Origin of the sequence: Paenarthrobacter sp. MSM-2-10-13 (assembly GCF_011605365.1) — a bacterium.
Classification (GTDB): Bacteria; Actinomycetota; Actinomycetes; order Actinomycetales; family Micrococcaceae; genus Arthrobacter.
Genome location: NZ_JAAOXO010000011.1, coordinates 87952 through 100055, shown reverse-complemented (window position 1 = coordinate 100055; position 12104 = coordinate 87952). Strand labels below are relative to the sequence as shown.

The window sequence follows — 12104 nt, the reverse complement described above, 5'->3', positions numbered from 1 at the left end:
TCCCAATACTCTTCTGAGGAAGGCCCCGCCATGAGCATGCTCGGCATCAAATGGAAGCTCCACGGCAATGGCAAGTCCATCCGCCCCGGCCACGTGGTGGCCCCCGACGAGCGGCTCGCCTGGCCCCTGACCATCGGCATCGGCATGCAGCACGTGGTTGCCATGTTCGGCGCGACGTTCCTTGTCCCCATCATCACGGGCATGCCCCCGGCCACCACACTGCTCTTCTCGGGTATCGGCACGCTGCTGTTCCTGGTGATCACCAAAGGCCGGGTGCCCAGCTACCTCGGTTCGAGCTTCGCATTCATCGCCCCCATCATGGCGTCCCAGCAGCAGTACGGCGTGAGCGGCGCCTTGGGCGGTGTGGTGCTTGCCGGCGTCGTACTGGCGCTTATCGGTGCGGTGGTCCAGAAGTTTGGCGCCGAATGGATCAACCGGCTAATGCCGCCCATTGTCACCGGCGCGATTGTGGCGCTGATCGGCCTGAACCTCGCGCCGGCCGCGAAAGCGAACTTCGACGCCGCTCCCGTCACCGCGCTGATCACGCTGGTTACCATCATCCTGGTTTCCGTGCTGTTCCGCGGGATTCTTGGCCGCCTGAGCATCCTGGTGGGTGTTGTGGTGGGGTATCTCGTGGCGATGATGCGCGGCGAGGTCAACTACGAAAAGATGGACGCCGCCGCGTGGGTAGGCCTGCCGCTTTTCCAGACACCCGAATTCCACATCGGCGTAGTGGGGCTGTTCGTTCCCGTGGTGCTGGTCCTCGTGGCCGAGAACGTGGGGCACGTGAAGTCGGTGGCCGCGATGACCGGCCAAAACCTCGACGGCGTCTCCGGCCGCGCGCTGATGGCCGACGGCGCCGCGACGGTACTTGCCGGGTTCGGCGGCGGTTCCGGTACCACAACGTATGCGGAGAACATCGGCGTCATGGCCGCCACCAAGGTCTACTCGACGGCGGCCTACTGGGTGGCCGGTATCTTCGCCATCCTGCTGAGCTTCTCCCCGAAATTCGGCGAATTGATCGCCACCGTTCCGGCGGGCGTCCTGGGCGGCGCCGCGACCATGCTGTATGGCATGATCGGCGTGCTCGGCGTGAAGATCTGGGTGCAGAACAAGGTGAACTTCTCCAACCCGATCAACCTGACCACAGCCGCCGTGGCTTTGATCATCGGCATTGCTGATTACACGTGGACCATTGGCGAGCTGAAGTTCACGGGTATTGCCCTCGGGTCAGCCGCTGCCCTGGTGATTTACCACGGCATGAAGGGGCTGGCCCACTGGCGCGGGACTGTGGCCGAGCCGGAAACCGAGACGGCGGGGCTGCCGCCTGCGGTGAAGTCAGCAATGAATGCTGCGGCCAAGAGGGGCGGGAAGAAGGGGAAGTAGGGCTTCCTGCCGGGACCTGCGGATGAGGTGTGGATCCGGGAGCAGCCTTGCTGGTCCCCAAACTTGGTGTCGAAACGGCTCATGAACGCGGCCATGGCATCGCGGGCCACCGGTTCAAGCGGGCGGTACGTCTTGGTCCCGTTCGCCTCAACCCATCCGGTACTAATGCCCTTGCTGGCGAGCCAGGTGATCTGCTTGTAGAACGGGTTGGTGGTGTCAACGTCCGCAAACGGCGACTCCGCTGGGGCATTGAACTCCGGCGAACCGGCCAGCCTGTACATGAAGGCGGCCATGGCATCGCGGGCTACCGGTTCAAGCGGGCGGTACGTCTTGGTCCCGTTCGCCTCAACCCATCCGGTACTAATGCCCTTGCTAGATGGGGCCTGGGTTGCTGGCGAAGGCTGCCAACTGCTGGACAGTACCGTTGAAAACATTCTGATCACCCGGAAACACGCCTGAATCAGCGTGCTGCCACAGGGTGTAGGCCTGCCAACCCGCGGGCAGCTCTCCGGGCGTCGCTGACCACCTCGCGATGTGCAGCGGGTGGTTGCCGAATCCGTTGGCCCTACCCGTGCAGGTGTTCCACCAGTCCGTGGTGGTGTAGATGGCGGGAAGGCGCCCGGTTCGCGACAGGATGGTGGTGGAGAAGTCGGAGATCCACGAAACCATTTGACCCGGGGTCATTCCGTAGCAAGAGCTGCCGTAGGGGTTGTACTCGAGGTCCAACAGCGCAGGCAGTGCTTCACCATCAGGAGTCCAGGCTGCACCGCTCTGCAGGAAATAGCTGGCTTGAGCGGCACCGGAAGACGCGTTGGGAAGTGCGAAATGATACGCGCCACGCAGCATCCCAACCGAAGCTGCCCCGGCGTACTGGTCGGCGAAGTACGGGTTGCTGTATTCGGTTCCCTCGCTGGCTTTGACGTACGCGAACCTGGCCCCGTTTTCTGCAGCCTTGGTCCAGTCCACCACCCCTTGGTGGCTACTGACATCCATTCCGGGCACCCCCGGCAATGATGAGGCGGACTCCGTGGCCTGAAGGGTGAACAAGTGGCCTGCGCTTTCATGACCACGAATTGTAGATCCCATGGCGTGGTCGTTCTGGACTGTGGGCGATTCATCGGAAGCGGTGGCCGGCGTCGCACCGGACGCGATGAGAAGCATGGTGGCGAGCAAGGCAGCGGCCGTTTTGGCGCCGACAATCCCTTGCGGCCGCCGTTTGGGTGACGTTTCCGGGGTGCTTGGGCAGCTGGGCGTGGAGAGTTTCATTCGACGATTCCTTCGGCATGCGGGAGGAACCGGCGCCCCCACGTGGTTCAGCCCAGCCTACTATCCAAACTAAAGGTCGACGTCGAGGAAAGCCCGCGAATCCTCTAGACGCGCACTCGCATCTGACCTCGCCGTCACTAGGCAGCCGCCGCATCAAGCAGGCGCGCGACAACCAGTGACGGTCACCGTGAACGTGGACGCCTTCCCTCATAATCGAGTCGAATATCGGTGCCGCCCGCACTTCGGCCGCTTCGTAAATCATCGGACGAACGTCGTTGCCGGTAAGGCGGTACACGTCCACGGCCAGGTTTCCAATCTGCTCATATAGGTCGTCGTCAGCACCGTCATGAATGATGAACAGCAAGTCGATATCAGAGTCATTGCGCATGTCTCCGCGTGCCGCTGAACCAAAAAGGGTTACCTGCAGCGGGCGTTCAGGCCATCTCAATACTGCGCGGGAAACAAAACGCATGAATCGATCCCTGCCCCGGGATGCTTCTGCGATGACGCAAGCGAGCATGTGGGATGAATTCAGGGCGTACTCGGTTCGGTTTCCGACTTGGATTCCCATCACAATGCCGCCCTCTTGAAGGCGCTCCAAGCATCGCCGAGTGCCCGACACAGAGGCTTGGATGCCGCGGTCCCGAACCAGATGCCCGGGTGTACTTGGACGACCGTCAGCCAATGCCATGAGGACATCAGCCTCAAGCGTCGGACAAATCGCCCTCAACGGGTTCTGCAGCTGCATTTGGCCTCCTAATCGCTTCTTATTGCACGCGATTTTTCAAACTTTCAGCCGCCCCGGAAGTGATCATCGAGGGACAGATTCTCGGCGACATGAGCCACCCAAAGCCCCGAGAGCTAACCCTTCGAGTGACGGGCACCGAGGTGGTCGCCCGAAGACACAGAGCAATTCTCAGAGAGCGCTCTCTTGACGTAGGTGACTTGCAGCACATACATTGGTACCACATCCCAGAGAGCGCTCTCTCGCCGTTGGCGTACGGTCGCTCGAACACACAAAGGAGTGATCGTGGAGTTTTCACGACTAAGGAAATTCACTGCCCTGGCGGGCGTAGCCTCACTGGCCCTCGTAGCAGCGGGCTGCAGCGGCGGAGGCGATAAGGCAGCGAGCGCCGACAACCCCGTCACACTGACCGTGACCACCTTCGGCACCTTCGGATACGACGACCTGTATGCCGAATATGAGAAGCAGAACCCCGGCGTCACCATCGAGGCCACCAACATCGACCGTGGTTCCAACGCCCGGACCGATGCGTTCACCAAGCTCGCCGCAGGCTCCGGGCTCAGCGACGTCACGGCTATCGAGGAAGGCTGGCTCGGCTCCATCATGGAGGTCTCGGACCAGTTCGTGGACCTCAAGGAGCACGGCGCAGAGGACATCAAGGGCAACTGGGTGGACTGGAAGTTCAAGCAGGGCACGGACCCCAATGGCCGTGTGATCGGTTACGGCACGGACATAGGACCGCAGGCACTCTGCTTCAACGGCAAGCTCTTCGAGGCGGCGGGCCTGCCGAGTGACCGCGAGAAAGTCGCGGAACTTTTCGGCGGCAAGGACGGAAGCTGGGAAACGTACTTCAAGTTGGGCCGCCAGTACAAAGAGGCCACCGGCAAGGCCTGGTATGACCAGTCCGGCTTCGTCTGGAATTCCATGGTCAACCAGATGGACGAGGGCTACTACACCAAGGACGGCAAGCTGAACGTCGAAGGCAACAAGGAAATGCGGGCTAAGTTCGACATGCTCGCCGCCGGAACCGCTGATGGTCTTTCCGCCAACCAGACCCAGTTCGACTGGGGTAACGGCAAGGCCTTCGTGGACGGATCCTTCGCTACCCACGTTTGCCCGGCGTGGATGCTGGGCACCATCAAGGGCCAGCTCGAGTCCGCCGGCGGCGGACCGGCAAGCGGCTGGGATGTAGCGGATGTCTTCCCGGGCGGTGCCTCCAACTGGGGCGGTGCTTTCCTCTCGGTTCCCAAGACCTCCAAGCACCCCGCTGAAGCAGCCAAGCTGGCAGCATGGCTGACCGCACCTGAGCAGCAGATCAAGCAGTCCGCTGCGGCGAACAACTTCCCCAGCACCCTGGAAGCACAGGCAAAGATCGTGGAAGCGGCAAAGCCGAACGAACTGTTCAACAACGCTCCCTATGGCGCCATCTTTGAGTCCCGCGCTGAAGGTGTGATCGCACAGTTCAAGGGTCCGGATGACTCTGTCATTCAGGAGAACGTCTTCGGTCCGGCCCTCAAGATGCTCGACTCGGGCAAGGGCACCGCAGATGAGGCTTGGAATGAAGCCGTCAAGCTTCTCAACGACCTCGTGGTCAACAACTAGCAGCACCCGGCCGTGGGGCCTCCGGGAAACCGGAGGCCCCCTCACAGAGTCTGAGACCCGACCATGACCACCACCCTGAATCGCCCGGCAGCCGGCAGAGCGGCCGCCACCAAACCGAAACCGACGTTCCGCCAACGCCTGAATGTCTTCGACATGAAGGCATCCCCGTACTTCTATATCGCACCGTTTTTCATCCTGTTCGCCCTGGTGGGGCTCTTTCCCCTGGGCTACACGTTCTTCGTTTCCCTCTTCGACTGGCACCTGCTCAAAGGCCAGGGAGAGTTTGTGGGATTCCAGAACTTCGCAGAGGTTCTTCAGGACAGGTTCTTTTGGAACTCCCTGTTCAACACCGTCAGCATCTTCCTGATCTCCACCATTCCCCAGCTGATCATGGCAACCATCATTGCCGCGGTGCTGGACCAGAACCTCCGCGCCAAGACGTTCTGGCGCATGAGCATCCTGCTCCCCTACGTCGTGACTCCCGTGGCTGTTGCCATGATCTTCACCAACATGTTTGGCGAGCAGTACGGGCTGATCAACAACATCCTGGCCAGCTTCGGCATTGACCCCGTTATGTGGAAGAACGACACCCTTCCCAGCCACATCGCCATTGCCACCATGGTGAATTGGCGCTGGACCGGCTATAACGCCCTGATTCTCCTGGCTGCCATGCAGTCGGTGCCGCGGGATATCTATGAGTCCGCAGCGATCGATGGCGCCGGTTCGGTCCGGCGCTTTTTCAGCATCACGCTGCCGAGCATCCGGCCCACCATGGTGTTCGTCATTGTCACTGCGACCATTGGCGGGTTGCAGATCTTCACGGAGCCCCGGCTGTTCGATCCGGTGGCGGCGGGCGGAACGGCACGACAGTTCCAGACCACCGTGCTGTACCTGTGGGAGATGGCCTTCCAGCGGCAGAACTTCGGCAAAGCCTCCACCATCGCCTGGCTCCTGTTCCTGATCATCCTGCTCTTCGGCATCGTGAACTGGCTAATCTCACGCCGCATCGCCACCAACGGCGACGATCGCGGAGCAGCCAGTCGCCGCCGTCGTAAGCGCTCTTCCGCGGCGAAAGCAAAAGCGCACGACGCCGGCCTGGCCGCCCAGGCGGTAGCGGCAGAACCGGTAACGGCACCAGAATCGACCCCGAGGAGCGGGCAATGACCCTCACGCAAAACCGACCACAAGCGCCGGCTCCGCAGCGAACCTCCCGGTCCCTGACCGCCAGGAAAGCACTCTTTGGCAACGGCCGCCGGCCCGGGTTCCTCACCTATGGGTTGTTGCTCGCCTTTTTCCTGGCATCGGCCTACCCGCTCTGGTGGTCCGTGATCATCGGCAGCCGCTCCAACGAGGCCCTCGGGGAGACGTGGCCGCCGTTGTTCCCGGGCGGAAATTTCTGGACCAACGTCGGGGAGGTGTTCGACACCGTCCCGTTCTGGCTTGCGCTGGGCAACAGCGTGCTGATCTCGGGCATCATCACCATTTCCGTGGTGGGATTCTCCACCTTGGCCGGATATGCGTTTGCCAAGCTGCGCTTCCGCGGCCGCAACTGGATGATGGTAGCGGTGATCGCCACTATGGCCATCCCCACGCAGCTCGGCATCATCCCCTTGTTCATGCTGATGCGCACGCTGGGCTGGACCGGTGAGATCGGCGCCGTCGTGATCCCTACGCTGGTCACGGCGTTCGGTGTCTTCTTCATGCGGCAGTATCTGGTGGACGTGATCCCGGACGAGCTGATCGAGTCGGCGCGCATGGATGGAGCGTCCATGATCTCAACGTTCTGGCATGTGGCACTCCCGGCCGCGCGCCCGGCCATGGCCATCCTGGGCCTGTTCACGTTCATGACGGCGTGGACTGATTTCCTGTGGCCTTTGCTGGTGCTCGACGCCGGCAATCCCACCTTGCAGACGGCGCTCAGCCAACTGCAGTCGGCCCGGTATGTGGATTACTCCATAGTCCTGGCCGGCGCCGTCATGGCAACACTTCCGCTGCTGGCCCTCTTCGTCGTGGCGGGACGACAACTCATATCCGGAATTATGCAAGGAGCAGTGAAGGGCTAATGCCATTCGAAGCAACAACCCACCCAGCGATCACTCCCTTTAACAGGGTGTGGCCCAAGGGCTTCCTTTGGGGCTCGGCCACCGCCGCAGCCCAGGTGGAAGGTGCCAGCCACGAGGGCGGCAAGGAAGATTCCGTGTGGGACGCTTTCGCCCGCGTTCCGGGCGCCATTGCCAACGGTGAAACGTTGAAGGACGCGGTGCAGCACTATCACCGCATGCCGCAGGACGTCAGGATCATGAAGGAGCTGGGCCTGGATTCCTACCGGTTCTCCACCAGCTGGTCACGCGTCCGTCCCGGTGGCCGGGCCGCGAACGCCGAAGGCCTGGACTTCTACTCACGTTTGGTGGATGAACTGCTCGACGCCGGCATCCTCCCTTGGTTGACCCTTTACCACTGGGACCTGCCGCAGGCGCTGGAGGAGAAGGGCGGCTGGGCCAACCGCGACACCGCCTACCGCTTCGTGGACTACGCCAACGACGTCTATTCGGCACTGGGAGACAGGGTTCAGCACTGGACCACCTTCAACGAACCCTTCTGCTCCTCACTCCTTGGCTATGCGGCCGGCGTGCATGCTCCGGGCCGTCAGGAGCCGGATGCTGCAGTGGCGGCAATCCATCACCAGCACCTCGCCCACGGCCTGGTGGTCAATGAGCTCCGGAGCCGCGGCGCCCAACAGCTGGGGATCACGCTCAACCTGAGCAACTCCATCCCACGGGATCCTTCCGATCCTGTGGACCTTGACGCCGCCCGCCGGTTTGATTCGCTGCAGAACCGGATCTTCCTCGATCCGATTCTCCGTGGTGTTTACCCGGAGGACACGCTCAACGACCTTGAGCAGTTCGGCATCCGGGACGTCATCAAACCTGGCGACCTGGAGATCATCGGTGCTCCCATCGACTTTCTGGGGGTCAACCACTACCACGATGACCTCATCAGTGGTCACCCCACTGATGAACACGGCGACGGCCACTCGGGCGGCGCAACCCGCCCGACGTCGTCGTGCTGGATTGGTTCGGAGGACATCGCATTCCCCAGCCGCGGCCTGCCGCGCACGGCCATGAACTGGGAGGTCAATCCGGACGGGCTGCGGAAGCTCCTGGTGCGTCTTGGCGAGGAATACCCCACGCTGCCACCGCTGTACATCACCGAAAACGGTGCCGCTTACGACGATGTCGTCAGTCCTGACGGGGCGGTCCATGACGCCGAGCGGACCCAGTTCGTCCTGGATCACATCACGGCAGTCGGAGAGTCATTGGACCAGGGAGCTGATGTGCGCGGCTACTTCGTTTGGTCGCTCCTGGACAACTTTGAGTGGTCCTGGGGCTATGGCAAACGGTTCGGCGTGGTTCGCGTGGATTACGACACCTTTGAGCGCACGGTGAAGGATAGCGGACTGGCATATTCGAGGGTCATCGCCTCGGCCAAGGCATCAGCCGACGCCACCGTGAGCGCCTAAAGTAGCCTTCAAAGGCTTACTTTTTCTTACGTTCCGGAGATGACCATGACGCAGGACACCAGCGGCCCCCGGCCGGTACCCACCCTTGAGATGGTGGCTGCCTTGGCCGGGGTTTCGCGGGCCACCGTGTCCCGCGTGGTCAACGGCAGCCCCAGTGTGGATCCGGAGATGGCACAGTCCGTGAGGAAAGCGATCCTTGCCCTCGACTACACGCCAAACCGCGCAGCACGCTCGCTCGCCAAACGCCGGGCAAATGCGGTCACTTTGATCGTTCCGGAGTCGACGTCCAAGGTCTTCGCAGACCCATTCTTCGCCTCGGTAGTGCAGGGCATCGCCTTGTATCTCACCGATACCGAGTACACGCTGAACATGGTGATCTCCTCGGAGTCGAAACCGGAGAAGACCCGCAGCTTCCTGCTTGGGGGCAACGTGGACGGGGTTCTGGTGGTGTCGCACCACAGTGGCGATAACTCCTGGACGCACCTCTCGGGGTCCTTGCCCATGGTGTTTGCGGGGCGGCCCTTGGTAGGTGGCAAGGAGAGCTACTACGTTGACGTGGCCAACGAGCAAGCGGCTTATGAGGTCACGCGTCTACTGACCGAGAGCGGCCGAAAAAACGTTGCAACCATTGCCGGCCCCCAAGACATGCCTCCCGGGCTGGACCGCCTTGCTGGGTGGAGGACGGCCGTACGGGAGGCAGGCCTGGGGGAAGGCTTGGTGGAGGAGGGCGACTTCACTTTGGCCTCGGGCGCCAAAGCCATGCATCGATTGTTGGACCGCGGCGTGCCTGTTGACGCCGTTTTTGCAGCGAACGACCAGATGGCTGCCGGCGCCTACACCGCCATTCAAGGGCGCGGTTTGCGCATCCCGGAGGACATCGCCGTGGTGGGTTTTGACGACGATTCCTTCGCTACCTCCGTAACCCCAGCTCTCACCACCGTGCATCACCCGATTGTTGAACTCGGCAAGAAAATGGCCGAAACCCTGGTGAACCTGATCGAGGGCAAACCGGCAGAACGCGTGAACAGAATGCCTACCTCGATCGTGATCCGCGATTCCGTATAGCTCTATGCCTTGAAAGGCTTTTCCATGATTCCTGCTCCCGTCAGCACCGTAGCGCCCTCCAGGGCGACAGGCCATCCCATCCGATGGGGAGTCGTGGCCACAGGCTCTATTGCACAACGGGTGGTGGAAGACCTCGCGCTCCTGGAGGACTCTGTCCTTCAGGCTGTCAGTTCGCGCACGGAGGCGTCGGCGCGGAGCTTTGCTGAGAAGTTTGGCTTCGTCTCTGCGTATTCCGACGTCGGGGAGACGCCCGGTTACGAGCGGCTGCTGGCGGATCCCGCTGTCGACGTCGTGTATGTCGCCACGCCGCACGCGCAGCATCACGTCGTCGCATTGGCCGCGCTCAATGCGGGCAAGCACGTACTGTGCGAAAAGCCCCTGGCCATGGATGCCGTGCAGGCACGTGAGCTGGCTGACCTCGCCCGGGACAAGGGGCTTTTCCTCATGGAGGCAGTGTGGACCCGGTTCCTGCCGAGCTTCTGCCGCGCCATGGAAATCCTGCGTTCGGAAGAAATTGGAGAGCCGCGCTGGCTTCAGGCCGATCTTGGCTTTGTACCTGCCTACGATCCCGCTTCACGGATCTGGGATCCGGCTGCCGGGGGCGGAGCGTTGCTGGACCTTGCCGTCTATCCGTTGACGTGGGCCCTGGGAGTTTTCGGCGAGCCTCGCAGTTTGCTGGCCAACGGAGTTTTGACTCCTGAGGGAGTGGACCTGCAGAGCTCCGTCACGTTGGATTACCAGGGTGGGGCACACGCTCAGTTCATCACCTCGATCGGCACTGAGTGCCCCGGCGTGGTGACGGTGGGAGGAACGGAAGGTTGGCTGCGATCCTCGGCTCCCCTTTTCAAGCCGGCCGAGCTCGTTATCCAGCCTCGTAGTGGCACACTGCGGACGGAGGAATTTGAGGTGCTGGGGCACGGGTTCAGTTACGAGCTGCGCGAGGTGACGCGTTGCCTGCAGGCCGGGCTGACCAAGAGCCCGTTCATGACTCCTGAGGAGTCTGTTGGGACCATGGAACTGTTGGATGAGGCGCGTCGACAGATGGGTCTCCGGTATCCCAGCGATCTTCGGACTCCCACCGCAGCAGGTCCCCTGGCTGGCACTCCAGCACCTCACACAGCGCTTCGAGCGTAGTAAAACGCACCGCCTTCGCACGGCCGTTCTTTAGCACGGCCAAGTTGGCCGGGGTGATGCCTACCTTCTCGGCGAGCACTCCTACGGGCATTTTGCGCTTGGCGAGCATGACGTCAATGTCCACGATGATCGGCATCAGATCACCTCGTCCAGCTCGGACCGGAGATGCTCCGCTTCTGCGTCCCGGGCTACGGCTTGGGCGAGGAGGGTTCGCATCACCAGCACAACCAGGGCCACTCCCCCGATCAACAACGCCGCCCCACAGATCAGCAGCACGACGCCAGGGGCAATCTCACCTGGCGCCAGGATCACTGCGATGCCAAACATCAGTACCGACGCGATTGCGATGGCCCCAAAGATGACGTCCACAAATCGGAAGGCCGTGTGGGAGAACACCGTCCCGCGGCGCACCATGGTCAGCAAACGCCACACGCAGGCCGCCACCACCTGGACGCACAGAATACCCAGGACCACGATGGCGAGCAGCGCAATGCGGGGACCATCCGGGGCACCGGCCTCAACAAGGTCCGTTGAGAGCAGCGGGACCATCCGTACTTGCACGAACAATGAACCCGCCAGCACTAACGCGATGACTACCCGCAACGCGAGGATTGTCAGCTTTCCCATGAGTCTCCTTTATCGACCAACAACCTGATTCTATCGATATTCGATACTTAAGCAACTCTTCGAGAGTATTGTGGATAGTCAGCTTGCTTACTAAAGTTTCATTACTTAGGCTGGAACAGGTCAGACAAACAACTCTCACAGCGGCGGTCCACGCCCAAAAAGCACCCCGCTGCGCAACGAGGAGGAATAATGTCAGAACACAACATCGCAGGCAAGAAGGTCGCATTCCTGTTGACGGACGGCGTGGAGCAGGTGGAACTCACCAGCCCATGGCAGGCCGTCAAGGACGCGGGCGGCGAGCCAACGCTCGTGGCCCCATCCAAGGGAAAGCTCCAAGGCTTCAATGGCGTGGAGAAGGGTGACACCTTCGACGTCGATCTTGCCGTGGCCGACGCAAACGCCTCCGATTTCGACGCGCTGGTTCTCCCGGGCGGCGTCGTCAACGCGGATAACCTCCGAGTGGACAAGGACGCCCAAAACTTCACGCGCGCGTTCTTCGAACAGCACAAGCCGGTTGCATCGATCTGCCACGGCCCGTGGATTTTCATCGACGCCGGCGTCATCAAGGGCCGCAACGTCACCTCGTTCCACACGCTCCAGTCGGACCTGAAGAATGCAGGCGCCAACTGGACTGACGAGGAAGTGGTGTGCGACCAAGGCCTAGTCACCAGCCGCAACCCGGACGACCTGCCGGCCTTCAACAGCAAGCTCGTGGAGGAAATCTCCGAGGGCCAGCACGCAGGCCAGACCGCTTAGCGG

General features: G+C 61.9%; 10 protein-coding genes and 2 pseudogenes. 8 read left to right on the top strand and 4 right to left on the bottom strand.

Annotated features, from left to right (window positions below):
• Nucleotides 1-30 precede the first annotated feature (30 nt).
• Nucleotides 31-1386, top strand: a complete 1356-nt coding sequence (locus HAV21_RS18240) for a solute carrier family 23 protein (RefSeq protein ID WP_142937227.1) — start codon at nt 31-33, stop codon at nt 1384-1386.
• 74 nt (nt 1387-1460) lie between these two features.
• On the opposite strand, the pseudogene HAV21_RS18235 reads toward HAV21_RS18240, so the two are convergent.
• Nucleotides 1461-1763, bottom strand: a pseudogene (locus tag HAV21_RS18235) (S-layer homology domain-containing protein); the annotation flags it as partial.
• Nucleotides 1759-2652, bottom strand: a complete 894-nt coding sequence (locus HAV21_RS18230) for a lysozyme (RefSeq protein WP_166842665.1) — start codon at nt 2650-2652, stop codon at nt 1759-1761. The gene HAV21_RS18230 and the pseudogene HAV21_RS18235, both read right to left, overlap by 5 nt.
• 1030 nt (nt 2653-3682) lie before the next feature.
• On the opposite strand from HAV21_RS18230, the gene HAV21_RS18225 reads away from it, so the two are divergent.
• From HAV21_RS18225 to HAV21_RS22600, 6 genes and pseudogenes are all read left to right on the top strand, one after another.
• On the top strand, nt 3683-4999 hold the full coding sequence (locus HAV21_RS18225) for an extracellular solute-binding protein (RefSeq protein ID WP_142937230.1): 1317 nt from the start codon (nt 3683-3685) through the stop codon (nt 4997-4999).
• 63 nt (nt 5000-5062) lie between these two features.
• Entirely contained in the window at nt 5063-6163 is a 1101-nt protein-coding gene (locus HAV21_RS18220; protein ID WP_166842664.1) for a sugar ABC transporter permease, read from the top strand.
• Nucleotides 6160-7062 (top strand): carbohydrate ABC transporter permease, encoded by a 903-nt coding sequence (locus HAV21_RS18215; protein ID WP_166842663.1) that lies wholly within the window; start codon nt 6160-6162, stop codon nt 7060-7062. The genes HAV21_RS18220 and HAV21_RS18215 overlap by 4 nt, the downstream gene beginning before the upstream one ends.
• Nucleotides 7062-8519 carry a GH1 family beta-glucosidase gene (locus tag HAV21_RS18210; RefSeq protein WP_166842662.1) on the top strand — a complete coding sequence of 486 codons (1458 nt, stop codon included), beginning with the start codon at nt 7062-7064 and terminating at the stop codon, nt 8517-8519. The genes HAV21_RS18215 and HAV21_RS18210 overlap by 1 nt, the downstream gene beginning before the upstream one ends.
• A gap of 45 nt (nt 8520-8564) precedes the next feature.
• Entirely contained in the window at nt 8565-9584 is a 1020-nt protein-coding gene (locus HAV21_RS18205; protein ID WP_166842704.1) for a LacI family DNA-binding transcriptional regulator, read from the top strand.
• A 24-nt stretch (nt 9585-9608) separates the two neighbouring features.
• Nucleotides 9609-10019, top strand: a pseudogene (locus HAV21_RS22600) (Gfo/Idh/MocA family oxidoreductase); the annotation flags it as partial.
• A 547-nt stretch (nt 10020-10566) separates the two neighbouring features.
• On the opposite strand, the gene HAV21_RS18195 reads toward HAV21_RS22600, so the two are convergent.
• On the bottom strand, nt 10567-10854 hold the full coding sequence (locus tag HAV21_RS18195; protein WP_166842661.1) for a helix-turn-helix transcriptional regulator: 288 nt from the start codon (nt 10852-10854) through the stop codon (nt 10567-10569).
• The gene (locus tag HAV21_RS18190; protein WP_166842660.1) at nt 10854-11345 is read right to left on the bottom strand and encodes a DUF2975 domain-containing protein; all 492 of its coding nucleotides are present in this window, start codon (nt 11343-11345) and stop codon (nt 10854-10856) included. Before HAV21_RS18190 ends, HAV21_RS18195 begins: the two co-directional genes overlap by 1 nt.
• Nucleotides 11346-11534: 189 nt before the next feature.
• Between HAV21_RS18190 and HAV21_RS18185 the strand changes: the two genes are divergently transcribed.
• A complete protein-coding gene (locus HAV21_RS18185) occupies nt 11535-12101 on the top strand; it encodes a type 1 glutamine amidotransferase domain-containing protein (RefSeq protein WP_024818924.1) in 567 nt (188 codons plus the stop codon).
• Nucleotides 12102-12104: the final 3 nt, after the last annotated feature.

Excerpts from the sequence above, each read along its gene's own strand:
- HAV21_RS18220 (WP_166842664.1), top strand. The coding sequence starts at position 5,063 with ATGACCACCACCCTGAATCGCCCGGCAGCCGGCAGAGCGGCCGCCACC.
- HAV21_RS18240 (WP_142937227.1), top strand. The coding sequence starts at position 31 with ATGAGCATGCTCGGCATCAAATGGAAGCTCCACGGCAATGGCAAGTCC.
- HAV21_RS18230 (WP_166842665.1), bottom strand. The coding sequence starts at position 2,652 with ATGAAACTCTCCACGCCCAGCTGCCCAAGCACCCCGGAAACGTCACCC.
- HAV21_RS18210 (WP_166842662.1), top strand. The coding sequence starts at position 7,062 with ATGCCATTCGAAGCAACAACCCACCCAGCGATCACTCCCTTTAACAGG.
- HAV21_RS18205 (WP_166842704.1), top strand. The coding sequence starts at position 8,565 with ATGACGCAGGACACCAGCGGCCCCCGGCCGGTACCCACCCTTGAGATG.
- HAV21_RS18185 (WP_024818924.1), top strand. The coding sequence starts at position 11,535 with ATGTCAGAACACAACATCGCAGGCAAGAAGGTCGCATTCCTGTTGACG.
- HAV21_RS18195 (WP_166842661.1), bottom strand. The coding sequence starts at position 10,854 with ATGCCGATCATCGTGGACATTGACGTCATGCTCGCCAAGCGCAAAATG.
- HAV21_RS18215 (WP_166842663.1), top strand. The coding sequence starts at position 6,160 with ATGACCCTCACGCAAAACCGACCACAAGCGCCGGCTCCGCAGCGAACC.
- HAV21_RS18190 (WP_166842660.1), bottom strand. The coding sequence starts at position 11,345 with ATGGGAAAGCTGACAATCCTCGCGTTGCGGGTAGTCATCGCGTTAGTG.